General features: G+C 67.6%; 24 protein-coding genes. 15 read left to right on the top strand and 9 right to left on the bottom strand.

Features of this window, described 5'->3' with window-relative positions; genetic code table 11:
* Window positions 1-76 precede the first annotated feature (76 nt).
* On the bottom strand, window positions 77-688 hold the full coding sequence (locus tag ACAG24_RS00800) for a hypothetical protein (protein ID WP_370470799.1): 612 nt from the start codon (window positions 686-688) through the stop codon (window positions 77-79).
* A gap of 164 nt (window positions 689-852) precedes the next feature.
* Between ACAG24_RS00800 and ACAG24_RS00795 the strand changes: the two genes are divergently transcribed.
* Window positions 853-2886 carry a toprim domain-containing protein gene (locus ACAG24_RS00795; protein ID WP_370470798.1) on the top strand — a complete coding sequence of 678 codons (2034 nt, stop codon included), beginning with the start codon at window positions 853-855 and terminating at the stop codon, window positions 2884-2886.
* A 9-nt stretch (window positions 2887-2895) separates the two neighbouring features.
* Window positions 2896-5040 carry a DNA gyrase subunit A gene (locus ACAG24_RS00790; protein WP_370470797.1) on the top strand — a complete coding sequence of 715 codons (2145 nt, stop codon included), beginning with the start codon at window positions 2896-2898 and terminating at the stop codon, window positions 5038-5040.
* A gap of 10 nt (window positions 5041-5050) precedes the next feature.
* Here ACAG24_RS00790 and ACAG24_RS00785 read toward each other — a convergent pair whose 3' ends face one another.
* Window positions 5051-5272, bottom strand: a complete 222-nt coding sequence (locus ACAG24_RS00785; protein ID WP_370470796.1) for a hypothetical protein — start codon at window positions 5270-5272, stop codon at window positions 5051-5053.
* A 47-nt stretch (window positions 5273-5319) separates the two neighbouring features.
* On the opposite strand from ACAG24_RS00785, the gene ACAG24_RS00780 reads away from it, so the two are divergent.
* Window positions 5320-6705: a serine hydrolase domain-containing protein gene (locus tag ACAG24_RS00780; RefSeq protein ID WP_370470795.1), complete on the top strand. Its 1386-nt coding sequence runs from the start codon at window positions 5320-5322 to the stop codon at window positions 6703-6705.
* On the opposite strand, the gene ACAG24_RS00775 is transcribed toward ACAG24_RS00780, so the two are convergent.
* Window positions 6702-9206: an excinuclease ABC subunit UvrA gene (locus tag ACAG24_RS00775; RefSeq protein ID WP_370470794.1), complete on the bottom strand. Its 2505-nt coding sequence runs from the start codon at window positions 9204-9206 to the stop codon at window positions 6702-6704. The two genes, ACAG24_RS00780 and ACAG24_RS00775, sit on opposite strands and share 4 nt — an antisense overlap.
* 15 nt (window positions 9207-9221) lie before the next feature.
* On the bottom strand, window positions 9222-9932 hold the full coding sequence (locus ACAG24_RS00770; RefSeq protein ID WP_370470793.1) for a FadR/GntR family transcriptional regulator: 711 nt from the start codon (window positions 9930-9932) through the stop codon (window positions 9222-9224).
* Between the two features lie 128 nt (window positions 9933-10060).
* On the opposite strand from ACAG24_RS00770, the gene ACAG24_RS00765 reads away from it, so the two are divergent.
* The 4 genes from ACAG24_RS00765 to ACAG24_RS00750 all read left to right on the top strand — a co-directional run bounded on the left by ACAG24_RS00765 (window position 10061) and on the right by ACAG24_RS00750 (window position 13575).
* Window positions 10061-10561 carry a gluconokinase gene (locus ACAG24_RS00765; RefSeq protein ID WP_370470792.1) on the top strand — a complete coding sequence of 167 codons (501 nt, stop codon included), beginning with the start codon at window positions 10061-10063 and terminating at the stop codon, window positions 10559-10561.
* Between the two features lie 23 nt (window positions 10562-10584).
* On the top strand, window positions 10585-12027 hold the full coding sequence (locus ACAG24_RS00760) for a GntP family permease (RefSeq protein ID WP_370470791.1): 1443 nt from the start codon (window positions 10585-10587) through the stop codon (window positions 12025-12027).
* Window positions 12028-12092: 65 nt separating this feature from the next.
* Window positions 12093-12860, top strand: a complete 768-nt coding sequence (locus ACAG24_RS00755; protein WP_370470790.1) for a DUF1906 domain-containing protein — start codon at window positions 12093-12095, stop codon at window positions 12858-12860.
* A 46-nt stretch (window positions 12861-12906) separates the two neighbouring features.
* Entirely contained in the window at window positions 12907-13575 is a 669-nt protein-coding gene (locus ACAG24_RS00750) for an NADPH-dependent F420 reductase (protein ID WP_370470789.1), read from the top strand.
* Here ACAG24_RS00750 and ACAG24_RS00745 read toward each other — a convergent pair.
* Window positions 13572-14639, bottom strand: a complete 1068-nt coding sequence (locus ACAG24_RS00745; RefSeq protein WP_370471742.1) for a coiled-coil domain-containing protein — start codon at window positions 14637-14639, stop codon at window positions 13572-13574. The two genes, ACAG24_RS00750 and ACAG24_RS00745, sit on opposite strands and share 4 nt — an antisense overlap.
* A gap of 206 nt (window positions 14640-14845) precedes the next feature.
* Between ACAG24_RS00745 and ACAG24_RS00740 the strand changes: the two genes are divergently transcribed.
* Window positions 14846-15748, top strand: a complete 903-nt coding sequence (locus ACAG24_RS00740) for a serine hydrolase (RefSeq protein ID WP_370470788.1) — start codon at window positions 14846-14848, stop codon at window positions 15746-15748.
* A 194-nt stretch (window positions 15749-15942) separates the two neighbouring features.
* On the opposite strand, the gene ACAG24_RS00735 is transcribed toward ACAG24_RS00740, so the two are convergent.
* Window positions 15943-16779 (bottom strand): NAD(P)H-binding protein, encoded by an 837-nt coding sequence (locus ACAG24_RS00735; RefSeq protein WP_370470787.1) that lies wholly within the window; start codon window positions 16777-16779, stop codon window positions 15943-15945.
* Between the two features lie 82 nt (window positions 16780-16861).
* Between ACAG24_RS00735 and ACAG24_RS00730 the strand changes: the two genes are divergently transcribed.
* The 5 genes from ACAG24_RS00730 to ACAG24_RS00710 all read left to right on the top strand — a co-directional run bounded on the left by ACAG24_RS00730 (window position 16862) and on the right by ACAG24_RS00710 (window position 22670).
* Window positions 16862-17806 (top strand): AraC family transcriptional regulator, encoded by a 945-nt coding sequence (locus ACAG24_RS00730; protein ID WP_370470786.1) that lies wholly within the window; start codon window positions 16862-16864, stop codon window positions 17804-17806.
* A 28-nt stretch (window positions 17807-17834) separates the two neighbouring features.
* Window positions 17835-18923, top strand: a complete 1089-nt coding sequence (locus ACAG24_RS00725; RefSeq protein WP_370470785.1) for a methyltransferase — start codon at window positions 17835-17837, stop codon at window positions 18921-18923.
* A 991-nt stretch (window positions 18924-19914) separates the two neighbouring features.
* Window positions 19915-20385, top strand: a complete 471-nt coding sequence (locus ACAG24_RS00720) for a DUF4174 domain-containing protein (protein ID WP_370470784.1) — start codon at window positions 19915-19917, stop codon at window positions 20383-20385.
* Between the two features lie 50 nt (window positions 20386-20435).
* Window positions 20436-21008 carry a CIA30 family protein gene (locus tag ACAG24_RS00715; RefSeq protein WP_370470783.1) on the top strand — a complete coding sequence of 191 codons (573 nt, stop codon included), beginning with the start codon at window positions 20436-20438 and terminating at the stop codon, window positions 21006-21008.
* A gap of 84 nt (window positions 21009-21092) precedes the next feature.
* Window positions 21093-22670, top strand: a complete 1578-nt coding sequence (locus tag ACAG24_RS00710) for a phospholipase D-like domain-containing protein (protein WP_370470782.1) — start codon at window positions 21093-21095, stop codon at window positions 22668-22670.
* A 10-nt stretch (window positions 22671-22680) separates the two neighbouring features.
* Here ACAG24_RS00710 and ACAG24_RS00705 read toward each other — a convergent pair whose 3' ends face one another.
* From ACAG24_RS00705 to ACAG24_RS00695, 3 genes are read right to left on the bottom strand one after another with little or no spacing between them, the layout of a single operon-like run.
* Window positions 22681-23100 (bottom strand): DoxX family protein, encoded by a 420-nt coding sequence (locus ACAG24_RS00705; RefSeq protein WP_370470781.1) that lies wholly within the window; start codon window positions 23098-23100, stop codon window positions 22681-22683.
* A gap of 33 nt (window positions 23101-23133) precedes the next feature.
* Window positions 23134-23571: a MarR family winged helix-turn-helix transcriptional regulator gene (locus ACAG24_RS00700; protein ID WP_370470780.1), complete on the bottom strand. Its 438-nt coding sequence runs from the start codon at window positions 23569-23571 to the stop codon at window positions 23134-23136.
* Window positions 23572-23622: 51 nt separating this feature from the next.
* Window positions 23623-24798, bottom strand: coding sequence for a PucR family transcriptional regulator (locus ACAG24_RS00695; protein ID WP_370470779.1), 1176 nt, complete (start codon window positions 24796-24798; stop codon window positions 23623-23625).
* A gap of 115 nt (window positions 24799-24913) precedes the next feature.
* Here ACAG24_RS00695 and ACAG24_RS00690 point away from each other — a divergent pair, with 115 nt between their 5' ends.
* On the top strand, window positions 24914-25825 hold the full coding sequence (locus ACAG24_RS00690) for an AurF N-oxygenase family protein (RefSeq protein ID WP_370470778.1): 912 nt from the start codon (window positions 24914-24916) through the stop codon (window positions 25823-25825).
* A gap of 2 nt (window positions 25826-25827) precedes the next feature.
* Window positions 25828-26088, top strand: a complete 261-nt coding sequence (locus tag ACAG24_RS00685; RefSeq protein ID WP_370471741.1) for a DUF4873 domain-containing protein — start codon at window positions 25828-25830, stop codon at window positions 26086-26088.
* Window positions 26089-26111 lie beyond the last annotated feature (23 nt).

The following is a 26111-nucleotide window of genomic DNA, read 5'->3' as shown; positions in this document are numbered from 1 at the left end:
CTTGCGTCTCCGTCGGAGGGCAGTCACCCGGCGACATGCAGTAGAACCCGCGGTGCGGCCATTTGATTCCGTGAGCTCAGATGACCTCGACGATCTGTCCGGTCACGTCGGCGCGTACCTGCTTGCTGCTGCGCTCGCCTTCGATGTTGAGGAACATCATCACGTTCTCGTCGAAGGGGAGGTTCCGCTTGATGATCAGGCTGCTGACCTCCCCGCCGGGGATTCCGCTCTGCGCGACGGCCCGGTCGATCGCCGAGGCGACAGCGGTGGCGGGGACCTCGTCGACCGAGAACAGGTTCTGCCGCAGGGCCTCGGTGTCGTCGTCGTAGTCGACGGGGCGGGAGGGGCCGACCGCGCCCGCGGTGTAGCTCCACTGGTTGAGCTCGGTCGGCGCGGCGGGATCGATGGCCTGCAGCGTCAGCACCCCGGGCACGATGGTCACCTCGACGACCCGCATGGGGGCGCCGCCTGCCTTCTCCGAGATCTCCGCGTAGGCGTTGTCGATACCTTCGGCGGTGAACAGGTCACCTGAGACCGAGCTGACGATGTTCTGTGTGCCCGTCGTCACGACCTGCTCGGCGAGATGTGAAGCCTCGGCCCGGAGATCGGCGAGCTGCGAGCAGCCGACCAGCGTGGAAGCGGTCAGGACCGCACCGGTGACGGCGATGCCGAAGCGGGTGATGTTCATCAGTTCCTCTTTCGTTTCCAGCCCCGGTCTTGCTGCCGGGGACCCGATCGAAAGACTGAGGCCGCAGACGTGCTACCGATCCCAAGTTCGCCTCCCCGATGGTGTCGGCCGCAGCGACTACGATTTCCCCGCCCCCTTCCCTGCGTCGACGAAAAGGACAAGCAGTGAGTTACACCGCCGCCGACATCACCGAGCTCGACGATGTCCAGCACACACGCCTGCGGCCGGCGGTCAACCTGGGTCTCGACGTCCTCAACACTGCGCTGCGCGAGATCGTCGACAATGCGATCGAGGAGGTCGCCGACCCCAGCCACGGCGGGTCACGTGTCACGATCACGCTGCACACCGACGGATCTGTCAGCGTCGCCGACGACGGCCGCGGCCTGCCCGTCGACTCCGATTCCGTCACGGGCAAGAACGGCATCGTCAAGACGCTGGGCACCGCCCGGGCCGGCGGCAAGTTCTCCGCACACTCCGATGCGGCAGGCACCGGCGCCGGATTGAACGGAATCGGCGCTGCGGCAGCAGTTTTCATCTCGGCGCGGACCGACGTGACGGTCCGTCGGGCCGGAAAGACCTACCTGCAGAGCTTCGGCGGCGGCTACCCGGGTGCGTTCGAAGGCAAGGAATTCGATCCGGATGCCCCGTTCACCCGCAACGACTCGCAGAAGCTGCGGGGCGCAGGCAACCGCAAACCGGACGCGCACGGCACGACCGTACGAATCCTCTTCGACCCGGTCGTGGTGCCCGACTCGACCGTGGACATCGGCGAGGTCCTGCTGCGCGCGCACGCCGCCGCGCGGATGTCGCCGGGAGTTCACCTCCTGATCGTCGACGAGGGTTGGCCCGGCGACGAGATCCGGCCCGAACTGCTCGAGCCGTTCGACGGCCCGTGGGGCACCGAAACCCTGCTGGATCTGATGTGCGCCGCGGGCGACACGCCCGCGCCCAGCGTGCGGGCTGTGGTCGAGGGCCGCGGCGAGTACACCACCGGCCGTGGTCCCACACCGTTCCGCTGGTCGCTGACGGCAGGCCCGGCCGAGCCTGCCACCGTGGCCGCGTTCTGCAACACTGTCCGCACCCCGGGCGGCGGATCGCACCTGACGGCGGCCGTCAAGGGGTTCTCCGAGGCCCTGGCCGATCGCGCCTCCCGCATTCGCGACCTGGGCCTGGCCAAAGGCGAGGACGGCCCCGAGCCGCAAGACTTCGCCGCTGTCACCGCGCTCGCCGTCGACACCCGCGCCCCCGACGTGTCCTGGGATTCGCAGGCCAAGACCGCGGTCTCGTCGCGGTCACTCAACGTGGCGATGGCCCCGGACGTGGCGCGCAGCGTCACCATCTGGGCGGCGAACCCGGCCAACGCCGAGGCGGTGTCGCTGTGGACCAAACTCGCCCTGGAATCGGCGCGCGCCCGGCGCAGCGCCGAGGGCGCCAAGGCCCGTTCCCGCGCGGCCTCGAGAGCCAAAGGCCTCGGCACCAACCTCTCACTGCCACCGAAGCTGTTGCCCAGCAGAGAAACCGGCCGCGGTTCGGGCGCCGAACTCTTCCTGTGTGAGGGCGATTCGGCCCTGGGCACCATCAAGGCGGCCCGCGACGCGACGTTCCAAGCAGCGTTCCCGCTGAAAGGCAAGCCGCCCAACGTGTACGGGTTCACGGTGAGCAAGGCCCGGGTCAAGGACGAGTTCGACTCGATCGAGCGCATCCTGGGCTGCGGGGTACGGGACAACTGCGATCCCGAACTGTGTCGGTACGACCGCATCCTGTTCGCCTCCGATGCCGACCCCGACGGCGGCAACATCAACTCGAGCCTGATCTCGATGTTCCTGGACTTCTACCGACCCCTGGTGGAAGCGGGGATGGTCTACGTGACGCTGCCGCCGCTGTTCGTCGTCAAGGACGGCGCGGAGCGGATCTACTGCCAGGACGAATCCGAACGCGACACCGCCGTGGCCGAGTTGAAGTCTAGGTCGAAACGCAAGGTCGAGGTGCAGCGCAACAAGGGTCTCGGCGAGATGGACGCCGACGATTTCTGGAATACCGTGCTGGACCCGCAGCGCCGCACCGTGATTCGGGTCCATCCCGATGACGACGAGAAGAAGCTGCACCACACGCTGTTCGGCGGGCCCCCGGAGGGCCGGCGCACGTGGATGGCCGAAATCGCCTCCCGCGTCGACACTTCCGCGCTGGACCTCACCTAGGGATATTTCGTGACCGCCACTCTTGAACTTCCTGAGCAGAACCCCGATCTGGTTCTCGACCAGAGCGCCGACGACTACTGGAACCACTACCAGCTGACGTTCGCGCTCTACAGCGTCAGCGATCGTGCCATCCCGTCGGCATTCGACGGGCTCAAGCCCGGTCAGCGGCGCCTGCTGTACCAGATGCACGAATCGGGGCTGCAACCCGGAAACAAGCCGCAGAAGTCGTCGAAGATCTGCTCGGCCGTCACCGGCAACCTGCACCCCCATGGCGGCGCGTCGATGTACGGGGCCGCGGCGCTGATGGCCGCGGAGTTCCAGCGCGTGAAGGTCATCGACGGGCAGGGTGCGTTCCCGCGGATCCAGGGTGACATCCCGGCGGCGGACCGCTACACCGAGATGCGGCTGTCGGCACAAGGAGCGGCGCTGACCGCCGAACTGAACGACCACGCCGTACCGATGGTGCAGACGTTCGACGGCGAGTGGACCGAACCGACTATGCTGCCCGCGCAGTGGCCGGTGCTGCTCTGCAACGGTGCCGTGGGTATCGCCGAGGGCTGGGCCACCAAGGTTCCGGCGCACAATCCGCGCGAGGTCATGGCGGCGTGCCGGGCTCTGCTGAAGACCCCCAACATGACCGACGACAGGCTGGTCAAACTGATCCCCGGTCCGGACTGGGGATGCGGGGCCACCGTGGTGGGTACCGCCGGGCTGCGCGAGTACATCACGACCGGCCGGGGCGCATTCACCGTGCGCGGCACGGTGTCCGTCGACGGCAAGAACTGTGTCATCACGGAGTTGCCGCCCGGGGTCGCGAGCAACACGGTGCAGGACAGGATCCGCGCGCTCGTCGAGTCCGGTGAGATGTCGGGTGTCGCCGACATGTCCGACCTGACCGACCGCCGCAACGGGCTGCGGATCGTCGTCACCGCCAAACGCGGGCACAGCGCCGAACAGATCCGCGATCAACTGCTGGCTCTGACACCGCTGGAGTCGACGTTCGCCGCGAGCCTCGTCGCCCTCGACGAAGACCGGGTACCCCGCTGGTGGTCGGTGCGGGAGTTGATCTCCGCGTTCCTGCATCTGCGTGATTCAGTGGTGTTGCGGCGCAGCGAATATCGGCTGGACAAGGTCACCGCACGCCGCCATCTGGTCGCCGGCCTGATGAAGATCCATCTGGACATCGACGCCGCGGTAGCGGTGATCCGCGGTTCCGACACGGTCGACGACGCCCGCCGCGGGCTGCAGGAGCGGTTCTCGATCGACGAAGAGCAGGCCAATTATGTTCTGGCGCTGCAACTGCGGCGTCTGACCAAGCTCGACGTGATCGAGCTACAGGCCGAGGCGGACAAGCTCGACGCCGAATTCGCCGAGCTGACCGAGCTGGTGTCCAACCCTGACGCCCGCCGCAAGGTCATCGACCAGGAGCTGGTGGAGACAGCGAAACTGTTCAAGGGGCCCGAATTCGACCGGCGCACCGTCCTGGACGTCGACGCCACGCCCGTCACCGCCGGCGCCGACGACGACGGGCCGCGCGAGCGGAAGGTCAATGCCGCATGGCGCCTCGACGACCGTGGGGTGTTCTCCGACAGTCACGGTGACCTGCTCACCTCGGGTCTGGGCTGGGCGGTCTGGACCGACGGACGCATCAAGTTCACCACCGGCGGTGGGCTGCCGTTCAAGATCCGCGACATCCCGGTCGCACCCGACATCACCGGCCTCCTGCGCTCCGGTGTGCTGGCCGACGGCCACCACCTGGCGCTGGTGACGCGGCGCGGCAAGATCCTGCGGATCGACCCCGCCGCCGTGAACCCACAGGGTGCCGCGGGCAATGGTGTGGCGGGCGTGAAGTTGACGGCCGGGGACCCGGAAGACGCGGTCATCGCGGCGCTGCCGATCTCGGGTGGGAACGGCGAAGCCATCCTGTCGATCTCCGAAAAGGGCTGGAAGGTCACCGAAGTCGCGGACATCCCGGTGAAGGGTCGCGGCGGTGCCGGCGTCGGCTTCCACCCGTTCGTCAACGGCGAGAACGCTCTGGTGTCGGCGTCGATCTCGGCGACGGGGTTCGTGCGCGGCACGCGGGCCGTGCGCGCCGAGAAGCGCGCGAAGGCGTCCACCAAGGGGTCGGGGTCGGATGTGACACCGGCGGGATAGCCCCTGGCGGTCAGTTGCGCACGGACGTATCGACCTTCGGCACCTTCGCCGAGGGGAACATCTGGTTGAGCCACGGGTTGTCGTTGCGGGGGTAGTAGAACTGATAGCCGTAGTTGACCTGCGGCCCGCCGAAGCCCCAGCCGTCGTCGTCAGCGTGAGCCGGCCCGGCGACACCGATGGCCACGACGGACAACGCCGCCACGACGGCACCTGCGGATCCGATCTTCCTCATCAATCCACGGTAGCGAAGCTGACCGGCGGAAGGACTACGTTCGAGCCGTGACGACCGCACGCTCGCGTCTTCGCCGGCTCCATGCCGGCGGGATCGTCATGTGCGTTCTCCTCTCCGGCTGCGGGCAGTCCGCGCCTGCGCCCGCGCCACGCGCCACCGGCACACCGACCACCACCGCTGCGACGACCGCGTCGCCGACACCCACCGTCGCCGAGGTCACCCCGATCGGTGACTTCTCCCCCGTCTCGCGGCTCATCGAGGAGGCCGTCGCTGCGCACCGATTGCCGGGGGCCGTCGTCCAGGTCGGACACGGAGGCAACGTCGTCTTCCGGCAGGCGTTCGGCGTGCGCAAGCTCGCCGGGGAGCCGGGACTCGACGGTGCGCCCGCCGCGGCCGAGCCGATGACCGAGGACACCCTCTTCGACGTGGCCTCCTTGACGAAGAGCCTCGCGACCGCGACCGCGGTCATGCAGCTCCACGAACGGGGCCTGGTGCAGATCGACGAGCCGGTGCAGACATACCTGCCCGGCTTCAACCCTGCCGGCGATCCGCGCCGGGCTCAGGTGACCCTACGGATGCTGCTCACCCACACCTCGGGCATCGCCGGAGATCTGAGTCTGGACGGCCCCTGGGGATTGGTAAGGCCCGACAAGGCAGACGGCATTCGCCGCGCGCTCGCCGCATGGGTGGTGTTCGATCCCGGAGAACGCTTTCACTATTCCGACATCAACTTCATCATCCTCGGCGCGCTGCTGGAGAAGCTCACCGGCGAGCCCGAGGACGTCTACGTCCACGACAACGTCTTCGGCCCACTGGGCATGTCGGACACCCGCTATCTGCCCGCCGCCAAAGCCTGTGACGGATCGACAGAGAGCCATTGCCCACCGGGGACGTGGAGCACCGACCTGCTCGCACGCATCGCACCCACGGCCCGCGACGAGGACACCCCGGGCCTGAACCCCGACTACGGGCGTCTGCTGCGCGGCACCGTGCACGACCCGACGGCGCGCCGGATGGGCGGAGTGGCCGGCAGCGCCGGAGTGTTCACGACCGTGCACGATCTGGGCCGCTTCGCACAGGCGCTCCTCGATCGGGTTGCCAACCGCCCCAGCACCTTTTCGCTGACGCCCGCGAGCGCGCAACTGATGACGACGCCGCAGCAGCCCGGCTCGCCCGTGCCCGGGCAGAATCTGCGGGGGTTCGGCTGGGACATCGACACCCCGCACTCAGGACCGCGCGGCGCCGTGTTCCCGGTCGGGAGCTTCGGCCACACGGGGTTCACCGGCGTCACGCTGTGGATGGACCCGGGATCGAACACCTACGTGGCGATCCTGGCGAATGTGATCCATCAGCGGGGCGGGCCACCGATCACCACCCTGAGCGGCCGCGTGGCCACCGAAACCGCACGCGCCCTTCATCTTTACGGCAACTAGGTCATGCCCAACCGGGCGGCAAGATACGGTGCGGTCCGGCTCACCGTGTCGGCGGCGACCACCGCAGGCGGGCCTGCGACCACGACGGCACCTCCGTCGTCCCCGCCACCGGGTCCGAGGTCGATGACGTGATCCGCGTTGGCCACCACCGACATGTCGTGTTCGGCGACCAGGACGGTATTACCGGCGTCGACAAGCCGATGCAGCTGGCGTTCCAGCAGTTCGACATCGGCCGGGTGCAGTCCGGTGGTGGGCTCGTCGAGGACATACAGCGTGTGGCCGCGTTTGGCCCGCTGCAACTCGGTGGCCAGTTTGATGCGTTGCGCCTCGCCGCCGGACAGTTCGGTCGCCGGTTGTCCCAACCGCAGGTAACCGAGCCCGACTTCGCGCAGCGTCGCCAAACTACGTGCGGCTCCCGGCAGGTCGTTCAGGAACTCGGCGGCGTCGTCGACGGTCTGGGCCAGCACGTCGGCGATCGTGCGATCACGGTAGGTGACCTCGAGCGTCTCCTCGGAGTAGCGCGCCCCGCCACAGGTCGGGCAGGTGGCATACGTGCCCGGGAGGAACAACAGTTCCACCGAAACGAAGCCCTCGCCCTGACAGGTGGCGCAGCGGCCCTCGGCGACGTTGAAGGAGAACCGGCCCGCGCTCCAGCCCCGCCGACGCGCCTCGGCAGTGCCTGCGAACGCCTTGCGGACGGCATCAAAAAGCCCTGTGTAGGTAGCGAGATTGGACCGTGGGGTGCGCCCGATAGGCCGTTGATCCACCGTGACGAGACGGTCGATTGTCTCGGCGCCGTCGACGGTCACCCCGACACTGGAATCGACGTCGATGTCGAGGAGTTCGGCATCGGCGTCGGCGGCGTCGTCGGCGGGCTCCGCGGAGTTGCCCAGCTGCCTGGCCAGCACGTCGCCCAGAACCTTGCAGACCAGCGTGGACTTGCCCGACCCCGACACGCCGGTGACGGCGACGAAGGCACCCAGCGGGATGTCGACGTCGACATTCCGGAGGTTGTGAAAAGTGATGCCGCGCAATCGCATGACGCCGGTCGGTGCACGCGTCGTGCGCCGCGGTGGTGCTCCGTCGGCGAACAGGTACCGCCGGGTGACGGAGGGCTCGATGCCCGCAAGGCCCGCCACCGGCCCGCTGTAGAGCACATCACCGCCGAGCTCGCCGGCGCCGGGACCGACGTCGACGACCCAGTCCGCGCGACGCACCACGTCCATGTCGTGTTCGACGACGAACAGCGAGTTCCCGGCGCGCCGAAGGCGGTCGAGCACGTCCAGGAGCGGTTCGGCGTCGGCGGGATGAAGGCCTGCCGACGGCTCGTCGAGCACGTAGAGAACGCCGAAGAGCCCGGCTCGCAGCTGGGTGGCCAGCCGCAGGCGCTGCAGTTCACCTGGCGAGACCGTCGGCGTGCGGCGCTGCAGGCTCAGGTATCCCAGTCCCAGATCGACGAGCACGCCGATGCGGGCCACCAGATCGGCGGCGATCATGGTTGCCACTTCGGTGAATTCACCTGATTCGGTGGACTCATAGGCCGCGGCGAACTCCGTCCTGGCGGCCGTCGCCGACAGCACCTCGGCGAGCACGGTCAGCGGCAGGGCCACCATCTCGGCGATGGTGCGGCCGGCGAAGGTGACCGCGAGCGCCTCGGGTCGCAGCCCGGAGCCGCTGCACACCGGGCAGTCGGTGCTGTGCACGAACTGCAGGACGCGGCGGCGCATCGCCGCGCTCTGCGAGTTGGCCAGCGTGTGGCGGACGTGGCGCTCGGCGCTGGAAAAGGTGCCGTTGTAGTAGTAGTCCGCGGTGACCGGATGCCGGCTCGGGTTGACCTCCACGGTGGGCTGGTCGTCGGTGAACAGGATCCAATCCCGTTGCCGCTTGGTCAAGGTGCGCCATGGCTTGTCGATGTCGTAGCCGAGTGTGATGAGGATGTCGCGCAGGTTCTGCCCCTGCCAGGCCCCGGGCCAGGCCGCCACCGCGCCCTCGCGGATCGTCAGCGACGGATCCGGCACCAGCGTCTGCTCGGTCACCTCGTGGATGCGCCCCAGGCCGTGGCATTCCGGACACGCCCCGATCGTCGTGTTCGGCGAGAACGCATCGGAGTCGAGCCGCTCGGTGGCTCCGGGCGGATAGGTCCCGGCGCGGGAGAACAGCATGCGCAGCAGGTTCGACAGCGTGGTGACGGTGCCGACCGTCGACCGCGACGTCGCGGTGCCGCGCCGCTGTTGCAGCGCGACCGCAGGCGGCAGGCCGGTGATGTCATCGACTTTCGGAGCGTCCTGGGGCAGCAGCAATCGACGAGCGTAGGGCGCGACCGATTCGAAGTAGCGGCGCTGGGCCTCGGCATAGATGGTGCCGAACGCCAGCGACGACTTTCCGGACCCGGACACCCCGGTGAACGCCACGAACGAGTCGCGCGGGGCGGCAAGGTCGACGGATTTCAGGTTGTGCACACGGGACGAGTAGACGCGGATGTCGGGGTCCACCTCACCCATTGTGGTGGCCGCGGGTCAGGGCGCCTGCATTTCGTCGGCCACCGCCGAGGCGGCCTCGTCGATGATGGCGCGCATCGCCTGCTCGGCTTCCTTCGCCTCGCCCATCCTGATGGCGCGCGCGACCTCGTCATGAAGGGCGATCGCGGCGATCTCGGGCTTGGCCGGCATCATCCCGTGCTGGGTGCGTCCGGTGAGCACCTCGTCGACCACCCCGGTCAGCGCCCGGAACATCTCGTTCCCGCTGGCCTCCAGCAGTGTTTGATGGAAAAGCTTGTCCGCCAACAGGTATGAGTCGAGGTCCCCGGACCGGCCGTGCACCACCATGTCGGACACGGCGGAGGCCATGATCCGGCACTGATGCGGGGTCGCCCGCTGCGCGGCCAAAGCTGCCGCCGCAGGCTCGAAGCCGAGGCGCAGCTCCGACAGCGAGGTCAACAGTGCGGCACGGTCCCCGACATCCAGTCGCCACCGGATCAGCATCGGATCGAAGACGTTCCACTTCTCGGCCGGCTGCACGGTGATCCCGACCCGGCGCCGGGATTCGACCATTCCCATCGACTCGAGCACCCGGATGGCCTCGCGCGCGACGCTGCGCGACACGCGGTGCTCGGCGTTCACCCCGTCGAGAGTGATAACCCGGCCGGGCGGGTATTGGCCGGACACGATGGCGGTCCCCAGAGCGGTCAGCAGACTGCCGTGACGGGCGCCGCCGTAGGACCGATGCATTGCTGAATGATGCCAGATTGTCGTATGCGCGGAAGCTATAACGCGACTTTCTCAAAGACACCCCTTGCAATCGTATGATGATTGAGCCATGCTGTGTGATGTCAGGCACATCGAACGGGTAAGAGGTCATGCCGTCACCAATCGTTGTCATGGGGGTCTCGGGTTCGGGGAAGTCGACCGTCGGTGCCGCACTCGCTCAGCGACTGCGAGTCCCGTTCGCCGACGCCGACGACTTTCATCCCCCGGCGAACATCGCCAAGATGACCGCCGGCCATCCCCTCGACGACACGGACCGGTACCCGTGGCTCGAGGCGATCGGTGAGTGGCTGGCGCAGCACCCCGACGGCGGCGTGATGAGCTGTTCGGCTCTCAAGCGCGTCTACCGCGACCAGTTGCGGCAGCACTGCGCCGAGATCGAATTCCTGCATCTGGTGGGCTCTCCCGAGACGATCGGCCGGCGACAGGCGAGCAGGCCGGGACACTTCATGCCCGCTGCCCTGCTGGCCTCCCAGTTCGAGACGCTGCAACCTCTGGAGCCCGATGAGCGCGGTGTCGCCATCGACGTCGACCAGAGCATCGATTCCGTCATCGACAGCTATATCGCCACCACGAACGATCCGACGCGCTGACATCACGGTCGAAAGGGATTTACATGGAAGCCATTGACCCGGCATACGGGACCACGACTCTGCTCTTGATCGCCGCCGGTGCCGTTGCACTGCTGCTGTTCCTGATCATCAAGGTCAAACTGCACGCGTTCGTGGCGCTGGTGCTGGTCAGCGCATTGACGGCGCTGGCCGCGGGGATCCCCGTCGCCGACGTCCCGAGCGCGCTGACGACCGGCTTCTCCAACACGCTCGGTTCGGTGGCCCTGCTCGTCGGATTCGGGGTGATGATCGGCAGACTGCTCGAGATCACCGGCGGCGCACAGGTTCTCGCCGATACGCTGATCGGCCGATTCGGGGAGAAGCGAGCCCCGTTGGCGCTGGGCGTCGCCGCCCTGCTGTTCGGCTTCCCGATCTTCTTCGACGCCGGGCTCGTCGTCTTCCTGCCCATCATCATCACGGTCGCGCGGCGCTTCGGCGGCTCGGTGATCTTGTATGCGTTCCCCGCCGCGGGTGCGTTCGCCGCCATGCACGCGCTGGTTCCGCCGCACCCGGGCCCGGTGGCGGCGTCCGAATTGCTCGGCGCCAACATCGGTTTGACGCTGCTCATCGGTGTCCCGGTTGCCATCGTGTCCTGGTACGTCGGCGCATTCCTCGTCTCGCAGGCCCTCGGTCGGCGCGTGCACGTCGACATCCCCACCTCGCTGTTCGGCGAGATCAACGGCGGACGCGACATCACCAGCGCCGACGCCGACGGCGTCGATGCCGACGCGGCCGGTACGGCGGGCAGGGCGGGCACCCGGACCGCGCCCTCCTTCCTGACCGTCCTCGGCGTGCTGCTGCTTCCGTTCGTGCTGATCTCGTGCAACACCGTCGTCGACACCCTCATGACAGCCGGCGTCATCGAAGAGGGAGCGACGTGGGCTGAGTTCCTCAAACTGATCGGTACCACGTCGATTGCATTGCTGATCACCGTGATCGTGGCGACGCTGGTGCTCGGCCTGCGGGGCCGCTCGATGGCTGATGTCAGCGACATCCTCGACAGCGCCCTCGGCCCGATCTGCGCGATCATCCTCATCACCGGCGCGGGCGGCATGTTCGGCGGGGTGCTGCGGACCAGCGGTATCGGCGATGCCCTCAGCGGCTCGCTGTCGAACCTCGGCTTCTCGCTGATCCTTCAGGCGTTCCTCATCTCGACGCTGCTGCGCGTCGCGCAGGGTTCGGCCACCGTCGCGTTGACGACGACCGCCGGCCTCCTCAGTGCCTCCGTAGCCGCCGCCGATCTCAGCAACGTCCAGCTCACCGCGCTGGTGGTCGCCATTGCGGCGGGCGCGACCGTGCTGTCCCACGTCAACGATTCCGGCTTCTGGTTGGTCAGCCGGTTCTTCGGGATGGATGTGAAGACGACGTTGAAGACATGGACGGTGATGGAGACCACGCTGGGCCTGAGCGCCTTTGCGCTCAGCCTGGGGCTGTGGGCCGTCGGCTGAGGCCACCGGCGTGTCGCCGGGGGCGGTTTCCCGAGTCACAACAATCACGTTGTTAACATCGCCGCGTGTCGATCTCCCGGCGTGACGCGCTGCGCTACGCCGCCGCCGCAACGGCTTTGGCCGGATTCGGTGCGGCATCGGCGGTCCGCCCGCCCGCGGCGTCGGCCGCCGCTCCCACGCTGATCGACTTTGCGATGCGCCAGATCCCGGCGCAGGACATCCGCGCGGCCGGCCATGCCGGAGTGATCAATTACGTCTCGACGTCGCGGCCCGGCTCGAACTTCGGCGCCAAGCCGATCACCTTGCCCTACGCGAAGCAGCTGACCGCCGCGGGTCTGGTGATCGTCAGCAATTACCAGTACGGGAAGCCGGGCGGAACGGCGCCGTCGGACTTCACCCGCGGATTCGCCGGGGGCGTCGCGGATGCCCGCACCGGGTGGGCGTTGCACAGTGCGGCAGGCGGGGGCCAGAGTGCGCCGATCTTCTTCAGCGTCGACGACGACATCGACCGGGACACGTGGATCAGGCTGGCGCTGCCGTGGTTTCGCGGCATCAACTCGGTCATCGGAGTGCAGCGCACCGGAATCTACGCCGGCATCCGCCCGTGCACCTGGGCCGCGACCGACGGCGTCATCGGCAGGTCGGCGACCCCCGGGCGAGTCTGGGCCTGGCAGACCCGGTCCTGGTCCAACGGCCAGATCTATCCCGGCGCTGTGCTCTATCAGCGGATCATCGACACCGCGTCGAATCCCGGCCCGGTGGTCGGCGGCATCCGGGTCGATGTCAACGACGTGCTGGCCCAGGATTGCGGCCAATGGAACCTCCACCCCTGACCACGGATCAGGAATACCGGCCTGACCGTCGCCGTTGAGCCGACGTATGAAGATCGGCATCATCGGCGCGGGACACATCGGCGGCACGTTGACCCGTCGGCTCCGCGACCTCGGACATGAGGTGCGCGTGGCGAACTCGCGGGCCCCGGAAACCCTGGCAGACCTCGCGCGCGAGACCGGTGCGACGGCGGTATGGGCCAAGGATGCCGCCGCCGACGCCGACCTCGTCATCGTGAGCATCCCGCAGAAGAACGTGCCCGGCCTCGCCGACGGGATCGTCGACGCGCGCAAGCCGGGCGCGCCCGTGATCGAGACCAACAACTATTACCCGCAGCAGCGAGACGGCGAGATCGCCGGCATCGAGGACGGCCAGGTCGAGAGCGCCTGGGTGGCCGAGCAGATCGGCGCGCCTGTTTACAAGGTCTTCAACGGCATCTCCTGGAAGCACCTGCTCGAACGTGGAAAGCCCAGCGGGACACCGGACCGGATCGCGCTTCCCGTCGCGGGCGAGGACGGCGCGGGCCGCGATCTGGTGCACGACATCGTCGACGCACTCGGATTCGACCCCGTCGACGCGGGCCCGATCTCGGAGTCCTGGCGACAACAACCCGGAACTCCGGTGTACGGCAAGGACTTCGACGCCGAGCGGACGCGTCGGGCACTCGCGGAGGCGACACCCGAGCGCACCGCGGAGTGGAGCGCGCGCACCGCCTAGCGGCGCGGGGTCACCGTGATGTGCACGTGGTCGTAGTGGCCGTAGCCTGAAGACTGGGGGCCGGCGGGCGTGTAATAGGTGCCGCGCCAGATCACGTCCTGGAGCCCGAACCGGCCCGCGTTGCTCATCGCGAACGCCAGTATCTGGTCTCCGAGCGCGATGCCCGCGGGGCTGTCCGGGTTCGGGATCATGATGTCGATCGCCAGTCCGCTGGGATGCCACGGCTTGGAATCGGGCCGCACACCGTCGATGTCGGAGACCTGAGGGAATTGGTGGCTGACGGCGCGGGCTGCCAGAACCGCATTGGGTTGCAGCCCGGCCTCATAGGCGACGCCGACGGGCAACGCCTCCGGGATCTCCGGAAGGGCGGCCGGCGGCGGTGCGACGTCGCCGGGCGGAATCGCAGGAAGAGCGGCGGGCAGGGGCGCGCTGTCGACAATCGCCCGCTGCTGCGGGGTCAGTGCCGCGTACTGCGCCTCCGCGGCGGCGATCTGACGCAGCAGCTCGCTGAGTTTGGCCTGCAGTTCGGCACGGACCGCTTCGGCCGACTCGACCGCGGCGCCGGCATCGGCGGCAGACTTCTCGGACGTCCGGGCAGCGGCGGCCGCGCGCTCTCTGGCCGAGTGATAGGCCCTCATCTGGTCTGAGATCCGGACGCCGACGGTGCGCTGCATCGACAGCCGATCGATGAGCTGCTGCGGGGACGCGGCGGTCAGCAGCCCCGCGAACTCACCGTCGCGTCCGCTCATGTAGTCCATCGCGGCGATGCGGTTCACGGCCGCCTGGTAGGGCTCCAACTCGGAGTTGGCGCGGTCCAGGGCGGCCAGGTCGGCGCGGTGCCGGTCGACGGCCGCGGTCTGTTCGACAAGCTTGGTGTCGGCCTCCCGCTGGGCTGCGGTCACGGCTTCGCGACTCTGCACGGCCTGTTGGGACAACTCGTTGAGTTTGGCCAGCGCGTCGGCAGCGGGATCTGCATTGACGCCGCCGGTAGGCAGCGCGAGCACGAGGCCGGCGGCCGCCAGGCCGCACATCGATCGCCGAAAAGTGTGGCGCATCCCGGTCACGCGGATTGTCACGATCCTTCGGATTGAGGACCGCTGTCGGCCCGGCCGTCGATGTCTCGGAAAGGCTACGAACTGCGGCCGAGGATGTCTACTCGTCCGAGGGTGAGCGGCAGGCGACGGCATGCCACCTCGGTTGACGATGCTTAGGCTGGGTAACCGGTAGGCGCAGGTCGATCGCCTGCTTCACCGTCGTTTTGGAGGAACCCATGCCTTGGCAGCTGCTCAAACGCACCATGACGGCGATGGCGCTCGTCTCGGTGGCGCTTCTCGCCAACGGCTGCGAGGCGCGGGTCTATGGCACTCCTCCGGCCGCGGACATCCCGCAGGCGCCGGTCATCGCGCCGCAGGCTCCTCCGGCACAACCGACGGCGCCGCTGCCCGGCCTCGATGCCCGCGTCAAACAGGCCTCCGCCGACGCCGCCGCGTCCGGAGCCGAGATCGACACCGCGGTGCTGGACCGCACCACCGGCCAGATCGCCTCCAGCGGCGCGAACTCGTCCTTCCCGATCGCGTCCGTGGTGAAGCTGTTCATCGCCGATGACCTGCTGCTGCAGGAGGCGGAGGGCAAGACCACACTGTCGGCCGACGACCGTGCGGCGCTCGACCGGATGCTGCGCTCGTCCGACGACAGCGCGGCGCAGACGTTCTGGGACCGCAGTGGCGGCGACGCCATCATCGCGCGCGTGAAGGCACGGTACGGATTGGGCGGCACGACGGCACCGTGGAACGGGCATTGGGACGTGACCACCAGCACCGCAAGCGATCTCGTGCGTTACTACGACATGCTGCTCAACGGAAGCGGTGGGCTGCCGCCGGAGCAGGCCGACATCATCCTCGGCAACCTGGCTCGATCCACGCCGACGGGACTCGACGGATACCCGCAACGTTTCGGCATCCCGGATGGTCTGTACGCCGAGCCGGTTGCCGTGAAACAGGGCTGGTTCTGCTGCTGGAACGGCGGCAACCAGCTGCACGTCTCGACCGGTGTGATCGGCACCGACAGGCGTTACGTGATGGCGATCGGCTCGTTGGACCCCACGTCAGAAGCCGCGGCGCGCGACAACATCACCCAGGCCGTGAAGACGATTTTCCCGGGCGGCAAGGTCTAGGTATCCGTCAAAGTGGGAACAGAGGGCTCGGGGGTCAGCCGCGTTGCCCACACGAGTTGTGGGCAGGCTGCTGCTTCCAGGCAGGGCCCCCGATGCGGATGTTGAGAAAAAGCATCCCCGCTCCCAAGGCTCATCGGGGGTCCTGACCTGACGACGCTAGCCGTGCCCTCCGACAAGTCGGTCGGGGACGGCGCTCATCGCGCCCATACCCCGGTGACCGCCACCCGCAGGACATAGTCCTCGAACGTGCGCGCCGGCCGCCCGAGGACTTGTTCGACGTCCCGCGTCGTCGAGGCGATCACGCCGCTCTCCATCAGGACGAACATCTCGGCCACGTGCTCGGCGGACCCCCGATCGACACCGTCGGCGGCCAGCGCGTCGACGTACTCGTCGGGGGCGATGCGCCGGTAGATCGTCGGCTGCCCGGTGGCGCGGGAGATGAGCTCGACGGCCTCATCGAAGGTGATCGATCGGGGACCACTCAGCTCGTAGACGCGTCCGACGTGCCGATCGGGATCGATGAGCACGCATGCCGCGACGTCGGCGACATCCTCCAGATCGATGAACGGTTCGGGGACATCCCCCGCGGGCAACGCGAGCTCACCGGTGAGCAGCGGACCGTGCCAGAGCTCCTCGTCGAAATTCTGTGCAAAGTTGTTGGGGCGCAGGATTGTCCACGGCAGGCCGGAACTGCGCACGGCGTCCTCGGCATCGCGCATGTCGCGACCGAACGGGGAATCACCCCAGGTGTCGGCGCCGCGCCCCGACAGCAGGACCAGGTGCCGCACCCCTGCCGCAGCGGCCCGCGCCGTGAAGTCGTGGACGGGCCCGAGCACCGAGGGCGGCACCACGTACGCCGTTTCGACGCCGTCGAGCACCGCGTCCCAGCCAGACGGGTCAGCCCAATCGAACGGAGTGGCACTGCGCCGAGACGCGGCACGGACAGGCACACCTTTCAGGCGGAGCCGGGCAGCGACCCGTCGTCCGGTTTTGCCGCTGGCGCCGAGGACAAGGGTGGTCGAAGTAGTCATGGGTTCGAGTCAACGCCAGTTTGTCGGACTCGTACATAGTTCAGAGGCCAAATTACCTGTGTGATCGTCTAGCCTGGGCGGTGTGGATGCTTTCGGTGACCTGTTCCGTGGTGTGCGGGCGCACGGCTCGCTGTTCGGCAGCACTCTGTTGACCCCGCCGTGGGCGCTGCACTTCGTCGACGGCGCACCGCTCACCCTGTGCGCCGTGCTCGGCGGCGGCGGGTGGATCGTTCCCGAGCACGGCGAACCGCAGCAGCTGAAGTCCTACGAGACCGTGGTGGTGCGCGGGCCGGGCACCTTCACCTTCGTCGACGAGATCGGGACACGTGCCGAGCCGGTCGACTGCGGCGAGTTCTGCGCCACGCCGGAACAGGGCGGCACGCGGCACCGCCTCGGGTGGCATGACACCGGGGCAGGCGACGGTGCGACGACGCTCATCGTGGGCGCCTATCCCGTGCGCGGTGAGATCAGCCGCCGGCTGTTGGAGGCGCTGCCCGTGGTGCTGCGGGTCGAAGCCGGCGGGACAGGTGACGCCGTCCTCGACCACCTCGCAGCGGAGGTCGCCCTCGACGTGCCCGGACAGCAGGTGGTCCTGGACCGGCTGTTGGACTGGATGCTGGTGTGCACCATTCGCGAGTGGTTCGACCGGCCCGGCGGTGAACCGCCGGCCTGGTGGGCAGCTCAGCGTGATCCGGTGGTCGGCGATGCCTTACGCCTGCTGCACAGCGATCCCGCGGCGCCGTGGACGGTCGCGTCACTCGCCGACCGCACGGGGGTCTCACGCTCGACGCTGGCGAAACGCTTCGCCGATCTTGTGGGAGAGGCCCCACTGACCTATCTGACTCAGTGGCGAATGGCCATGGCGGTGGACCGGCTGGTCGAGGAGCCAGGATCCTCGATCGCGGAGGTGGGTCGTTCGGTCGGCTATGCGGACCCCTTCGCATTCAGCGCGGCGTTCAAGCGGGTGCGCGGCATGAACCCGCGCGATTTTCGGCGCAGCACGCGGGACCCGATTCCTACCCGCTGAGTACCTGGAGCGCGAGTACCCTGCACGGATGTCGTCGACGCCCCTTCCCGTCGTCCTGGCCACGCTCGCTGTGCGACGCGCGATCAAGCGGTTGGCGGACAAGATGGTGCCGCCGCAATTCGCGATGCTCGATGTCGGGGAGGGCGTGGCGGTCGTTCAGATCGCCGCAGCCGTCGCCGAACTCGGGATCGCCGACGCGCTGGCCGATGGACCGTTGACCGCTGCACAGATCTCCGCCCGCGTCGGCTCGGACGAGGAGAGCACCCATCGCCTGCTCCGTGGCGCGGCAGCCTGCGGCCTGTGCCGCCTCGATCGGCGGACGGGCGCGGCCACACTGACGCCCATGGGGGCGGTCCTGCGTGGCGACCATCCCGCGTCGCTGCGAGCGTGGATGCGCTACAAGGGAATGCGATCGACCATGGACGCGTGGGGCGGTCTGGCGCAGAGCGTGCGCAGCGGCCGGAGCGCGTTCGAGATCGTGCACGGCATGTCGGTGTGGGAATGGTATGCCACGCATCCGGACGAGGAGCAGATCTTCGCCGCCACGATGCGACAGGCCACCGGGATCATCGCCCACAGCCTCGCCCGGGTTTATCCATGGCCGGACAACGGCGTCGTGTGCGACGTGGCCGGCGGCATCGGCACCCTGTTGTCGGTCATCGTGACCGAGTCGCGTGCGAAGCCGCGCGGAATCCTCGTGGACAGCGCAGGGATGATCCGGGAGGCGGAACGCTTTCTGGCCGAACGCGATATCGCCGATCGTATCGACTGCGTAGAGGGAGACATCTTCCGCGCCATCGACGCCACCGCCGACGTCTACGTGCTCAAGGACGTGCTGCACGACTGGGACGACGAGCGCTGCGCGAAGATCCTCTCGGCGGTCGCGTCGGGTATGCCACGGAAGAGCAAGCTGGTGATCGTCGAATACCTGCAGCCCCGCCATCGCCCGAACCCGTTCTCCCCGTTGCTCGATCTGCACACGATGACCCAGCGCGACGGCGGGCGGCTACGCTCCGAAGCCGAACTCTGCGACTTGTCGACCGCCGCGGGGTTGCGACCCACCGGTCGCACCTTCTCGGTCGTGCCGCACGACCTCATCGAGTTCGAGAAGCCCTGACGCACCCCGGATTCTGCGTTGCGTGATCGTCGGTTGCGTTGTATCCCGGCCCGAATTAATCACTGCATCTACGGTGTGATGGCCAGCAGCAGGCGAACGAGCTCGGCTAGTCGGTGCGTATCGGTCTTGTCGAAGATGTGCTGCATGCCAGGCTTGACGGTGGCGAGCGACAAGGCCATGTCGTCCGATATCGGTCAGCGGCAGCACATAAATGATGTAGGGACGCTTACCCGAGGGGCGGGTGCACATGAGCGAGTCGCCTCACAGACGCCGCTCGCCTGCGCGTTACACGCGCGACCGATGCTGATCCGCAGAGGGTCGCTCATGGATCCGCGGGACGTCTGGATACGCCCGGAACGCAGGTACAGCCCGTCATCGGCGGTTAGGATCCGCTCGGCGGCCGAGTTGATCTGCACGACAGTGTGATTCGCGTCGACAAGCACGATACCGTGACGGATGGTGTCGATGACCGCAGTGACACCCTCAGCGCTACAGGACAGTTCGACGAACTGCTGTTGTGTGCGCAACGCCTGCTGAAGATGCGGAACGGCCGGCCGTCTCGAAGGGGCGGCTCCGCGTCGGGGCCACGGCCAGAAAGCACGTGGGTGTCGCGCCGACGGCCAACCGCAGGAACAGACCGTCGCACATGTCGAAGGGGCGCATGAAGTCCGTGGAGAACTCGAATGTTTGGTCAGTGCGACCAATTCTGCGGTAGAGCGTGCTTATCTCCTCGGGCACGGTAATCGCCATCACCGAACGCGCGGCGCCGCGTAGATCGCGGAGATTACGCGCGAGAACTCGTCGATCGTGACCATGGCCGGCCTCGATGGTCTTCGCTGCTCGCCACCATCGGTACCTCCTCCACCAGCGGGATGGCTCGGAACTGTGGTCCGATCTTGACGTCACAGGCTCACATTCGCCACGTCCGGCGGTGGTTTTTTACAGGACCGTCGTCGACAATCGAGTACGCCTTGGTGAGGATGGAGACGCTATGAAGGCGAGTCGCGGTGTCCGGGAGTTGGCGGTGGTGCTTGCCGTCTTGGTGGCGGGTGCTTGCTTCGGGTCAGGTGCGGCGTGGGCGGCCGAGCTCGGCGACTACCGCTGGGAACGTCGTCCGCTGCTCATTTTCGCCCCTACGGAACGCGACCCGAGGCTGACCGAGACGGTGAGCCGCATCGAGGCGACCCGCTGTGACTTCGAGACCCGCGAGATGGTGCTCGCTCAGGTGGTGTCTGACGGCGTCAGCACGCTCGACGGCCAGGTGATCGACGCTGCTCAGTCGCAGCGGCTGCGGGATCAGTTCGCGATCGAGGAAAGCGCGTTCACCGTGCTGTTGATCGGAAAGGACGGCGGCGAGAAGCGGCGCGTCGGTGAGATACCGGACCTTCGCGCCATCTATGCATTGATCGACGGGATGCCGATGCGCAGCCGCGAGATGGGCGCCGATCCGGGTCGGTGCTGATGTCGCACACGGATGACGCTCGACACCTCGCCCCCGGGTTCCGTTGTCGCATGGCTGGTTTCGCGATCGTTTGCGCGGCGCTTCTGAGTGCGTCCTGCGGAACGTCCGGATCGTCCCCCGGCGGTGCCGTTCTCGTCGACCTCACGGACGCCGGCGCGGTCGCCGGCTGGACCACGGTCAACGACCCCGTCATGGGTGGCGCGTCGACGTCGAGAGTCGCCTTCGGCGACGGTGGCCTCGTGTTCTCCGGCGACGTGTCGCTGGCGAACAACGGCGGCTTCGCATCGGCCCGCAGTCCCCAGGACCCCGACATCGGGCAACGGGCGGCGGGGGCCACATCGTTTCGCGTACACGCCGTCGGCGACGGCAAGACATACCTATTGAAGGTCGGCAGCGTCGGCCAACCCTGGTCCTACGTCCAGCGATTCAGCACCGAGCCTGCGGTGCAGCGCATTTACGAGCTACCTGTCGCGGGGTTCGAACCGGTGGGCATGCGCCTCAGACCTGCACCCGACGCGCCCGCGCACCTCGATCCGTCACGCATCAATCAGGTGGCGGTCTACATTCTCGACAAGCAGCAGGGACCTTTCGCACTGACGATCAGCGCGATCGACGCGCTGTGAGGCACAACACGGTGGGACGACGTTCGGTTGCGGCGCCGCGGCGCGACTGAACTCAGAGATGTATCGAAAGTGTGAGGACACACCATGCGCACCACCTCAGGCGAGAGACTTCTGCGGCCCGGCGACACCTGCTGGCGAACTGCGCGTGCGGATCGCTTCAGCCGCATCGTCGACGGCGCCGACTACCTCGCCGATGTGAAGTCTGCGATGCTGCGCGCCAAGCATCGGATCATGCTGATCGGATGGGATTTCGATTACCGAACGGCATTCGAAGCCGACGGCGCCACACTGCCCGGGCCCAACCACCTCGGACCCTTCCTGCACTGGCTGGTGTGGCGCCGGCCCGATCTCCGGGTGTATCTGCTCAAGTCGAATCTGCGGCTGCTGGCGGCGTTTGACGGGTTCTGGTTCGGTGTCGCACCGGTCGGCCTGCTCAACGTCATCACAAACCCCCGCATGCACTTCGCGGTCGACGGCGCCCATCCACCGGGCGCGGTCCACCATCAGAAGATCGTGGTGGTCGACGACGCAGTGGCGTTCTGCGGCGGCATCGACCTCACGCTAGGGCGCTGGGATACCCGGGAACATCTCGGCAAGGACTCACGCAGGAAAGGAGCGGGTCAACCCTACGGACCGCGACACGAAGTGGCGACAGTATGTGACGGTGAGGCGGCGCGGGCGCTCGCCGAACAAGCCCGCTACCGCTGGCACGCCGCCACCGGCGAACAACTCGAGCCGATCACGATGCGACGCACGATCTGGCCGCGCGGTGTCTCAAATCCGTTGCGCGACGTCGAGATCGGCATAGCCAGGACGTTGCCCGCGCTGCCGCAGCGCGAGGAGGTCCGTGAGGTCGAGGCACTCAACATGGCCGCGGTGGCCGCTGCGGAGAAGGTGATTTATCTGGAGAACCAGTATCTGGCGGCGCGCACCTTGGCCCTGGCGCTCGCCGAACGGCTGCGTGAACCGGATGGGCCCGAGGTCATCATCGTGCTGCCGCGGAGTTCGGAGAGCAGGCTGGAACAGCAGTCGATGGACAGCGCCAGGCAACGCCTCCTTCAGCTGCTGTGGGATGCGGACACGCACGGACGCCTGGGTGTGTACTGGCCCGTGGCCCGCGGTGGTGTTCCGGTCTACGTTCACTCCAAGGTGATGGTGATCGACGACCGGCTGCTGCGGATCGGCTCGTCGAATCTGAACAACCGGTCGCTGGGCTTCGACAGCGAATGCGACATCGCGCTGGAGGCGGTGCCCGACACGGCGGATCAAGAGCAGATCGCCGGCGAAATCGCTCTCGCGAGAGATGATCTGCTGGCAGAGCATCTCGGCGTCTCTGTCGACGAGTTCCGGGAGGAGAGTGCCGGCCACGGTTCGCTTCTCGCGGCCGTGGACTCCCTGAGAGGCATCGGCCGGTCGTTGCGCAAGTTCACCCCGACGCAGACATCGGCCGACGCCGGGCCCTTCGCCGAGAACGATCTGATGGACCCGCCGAGTGTGCCGGAGTCGGTGGCGAGAGGCGTGTTGACGCTGGTCACCGGAGCCATGCTGTGGCCGCTGACCCGGCTTGCGCCGCAAGCGGTTTCGACCGTGCGGTCCCTGTCGGACGCCACCGCGGCGCTCAAGAGCGTCGCAGAATCCCTGCGTGACAACCCGGACGCGTGAGTGACACGACTCAACGCTGTGAGCGCGGAATTCCGGTCGCCCACAGCGCCCATGCGATCAGCACGGGCTGGAACAGGAGCCTCACGAACCGCTTGGTGTCGCTGTCCAGTCCGAAGCCGTCGGCGTGATTGAGGTACTGCGCGATGTTGCCCGGGAAGATCAGGATGAAGAACGCGGCGAGAAGTCTGCCCACGAGTACGCGATCCCGGTTCAGCACGGCGAGTCCGACGCCGAGAGTGATCTCGACACCACCGGAGGCCATGACGACACCGTCGGCATCCATCGGCACCCACTGAGGTACCTGAGCCTGGAATTCCTCACGCGCCCAGAACAAGTGGCTGAATCCGGCGAAGATCATGGCGCCCGCCAGAACCAATCGGGCGACGGTGCGGGCGCGGGTGGTCGGTGGCGGCGGTGGTAGTTCGGACATGGGTCAGCCTTTCGTCGCGGTGAGGTGGTGGGGCTAGAGCGCAGTGCGGGCGTGCAACTCCGCGGTGATCATCTGGAGGGCCTGGCGCAACGCCGCGAGCTCGTCGGCTGCTGAGTCGTTCGGGCCCAACAGACGATCGGGAATGCACGCCGCTCGTTCTTCGAGCGCCCGCCCCTTGGGGGTGAGGGTGATGTCGACCCGCCGTTCGTCGGTCGCGCTTCGTTGCCGACGGACGAGGCCGGCCGATTCGAGACGTTTGAGCAGCGGTGACAACGTGCCGGAGTCCAGATGCAGTCGGTCCCCGAGGTGGCCGACCGTGCAGGGTTCGTCCTCCCAAAGCACCACGAGCACAAGGTATTGCGGGTAGGTCAGGCCCAATTCGTCGAGCAGCGGCCGATAGGCGGCGGTGACGGCGCGCGATGCCGAATAGAGCGCGAAGCACAGTTGCTCGTCGAGACGGGGGCCGGCCACGTCCGCAACCATATCGCACGCAGTTTAATTGCGCACAACTGACTTACCCGGTCATGCGTCGACCGCCAACGCGATCGTCAACTCGGCGATGACCCGTGGATCACGCAGCCGGTCCCCGTAGGCCTCGCGCAGTTGGCGCAACCGGTACCGGATCGTCGACGGGGACACGAACAGATCGGCGGCCACATCGTCACGGCGGCCGTGGTGCAGCAGCCACGACCGCAGCGTCTCGATGAGCCGGTCGCGCGATGCGACGGGGATATCCGCCAGCGGCGCAAGGGCACGCGCACGCAGATCGGCGAGTGCATCGGTATCGGCGCCGACGAGTAGTTCCGGCAGGATTTCGTCGGTGTCGAGCACACGGGCGGCATCCGGTGGCTGCAGCGGAACCGCCCGCATCACCCGCCGAATCGAGCTCCGGGCGTCTTTCCAGTCGCGGGCAGGCCCGACAACGGCCCCGGTGCCGTCGACCGAGGCCAGAAACGACGGCCGTGCCGACCCGCCGACGTCACAGACCAGGACGACCCGCACGCCGATGTGCGAGTCGATCGCGTCGTGGGGGACGTGCAATGTGCGGGGGTCGTTCGCGATCGCCGCGGCGCCATGCCGGCGTCCGCTCGGCATGGCGACCGCGGTGACGGTGCGCGGCCCGGCCCACGATGCGTACTCGGCGGCCAGCTCGAGTTCCTCGGAGGAGGCGTCGCTCAACAGCATTCGCACCAACCGCTCGCGTTGCCGTTCTCGGTCGAGACCGGACCGCGACTGCTCGTCGGCGTGGCCTGCGACCCCGGCCGCTGAGATCAAATCGAGGTAGGCGAAGAACATTTCGGCGAAGGCGCTGATCTGGTCGCGGTCCACCCCACCGGATGCGGCAAGGGCACTCCAGTCGCGCCACAGTTCGCGGGCGCCGACCCGATAGGCGGCCAGTTGCACCTCGGGGGGTCTACCGATGCGGGCTTCGCGGCGGCCGAACCGGTAGGCAGTGTCGAGCACCTCCTGCATCGGCACCGACGCGTGCAGGTCGGTGGACGGGCGGAGCCCGTCGATGAGCGAACTCAACAGCTGGTCGGCGGAAGCATCGATGACGGGCCGCCACGATTCCTGGGCGGCCTGGGCCAGCGAGGGCACCTCGGCGATGACAGCCTGCACCATCCGGTCGATCAGAGCCGGAAGGCCGGCACGCATCCCCTCGAGCGTCTCTGCGGGCAGTTCGACGATCTCGGCCATACCGGCGATGGTAGGTGTCCGCCGGGAGCAGACTGACCGAAAAGGGCAATCACCAGCGGAATTTTTAGCCCTTCGGGGTGAGAATTTGCCCCCAGCGGTCACGAACAATGGCGGGATGCCCACCACGTCTGCGCCCATGACGAGCGGCCGCGATCGAGAAGACATCGCGCTGCGACTGCTCAAAGGCTCTGCCAAGAAATCCTACGAACCGGTCGTCGATATCGACTGGGACGCCCCGCTCGCCGAGGACAGGTACTTCCTGCCGCCACAGATGTCGTCGCTGTACGGGACCTCGCTGTGGGAACAGATGAGCCCCCAGCAGCGCATCGACCTGTCCCGCCACGAGCTGGCCAACTACCTGTCGATGGGCATCTGGTTCGAGAACATGCTCAACCAGTCGCTGCTGCGGGGCATGATCCGCTCCTCGCCGACGACCGACAGCGCCTTCTACGAGCTGACGGAACTGGGTGACGAGGCGCGTCATATGTTGATGTTCGGCAAGGCGATTCGGCGCATCGGTGTCGAGCCGTTCTGGCCGACGGGGCGCAACGCGCGCTCGGTCAACGCGATGCCGTTCATCTTCCGCGGGCCGATGCTGTGGGTCGCAGCCCTGGTCGGTGAGGAGATCTTCGACGCTCTACAGCGCCGCATCCTCGACGACGGGCAGGAGGTGCAGCCGCTCGTCCAGAGGTTGATGCGAATCCATGTGACCGAGGAGGCGCGGCACATCCAATTCGCGCGGGACGGGATCCGTCGTGACGTCGCGGAGCTGCCGGCACGGACCCGATGGATCCTGGCCAACCTGCACGGGCTCGGCGCGTCGTTGTATCTGAAGAACTTCACCCGGCGGGGTCTCTACCAGCGGGTCGGCCTCGACGCTGCTGAGGCCCGGCGGCAAGCGCTGGCCAACAAGCACTTTCATGACATGCAGAAGCTCGGATTCGCCTCGCTGGCGCAGTTTCTGGACGAGGTCGGGCTGATGGGGCCGCTGGCGCGGCGGATGTGGAAGCGGAACCACTTCCTGTGAGCATGTACACCGGATCTGCCAGTCTGGTCGTCGGCGACGCCCGGCACGCGGTACGGGTCAACCTCAAGGGGACGCTCAATCCTTTTGACGGCCAATACCATTGGCAGGGCACCGTCTTCGACGCGCCGGATCATGTGAAGCCCGCGGGTGCGCCCGTGCGGTTGTGCGTGGACGACCACGACGCTTTGGGCCGCCTGATCGAACGCACCGTCGATGGTCACCTGATGATCAGCGGCACCGGGCGACCGCCGTTCCCTTTGTGAGAGGAACCCGAGCGCGGTGTGGT

It is taken from the genome of Mycobacterium bulgaricum (assembly GCF_041287165.2).
Classification (GTDB): domain Bacteria; phylum Actinomycetota; class Actinomycetes; order Mycobacteriales; family Mycobacteriaceae; genus Mycobacterium; species Mycobacterium bulgaricum.
This window is presented reverse-complemented; position numbering and strand designations above follow the sequence as displayed.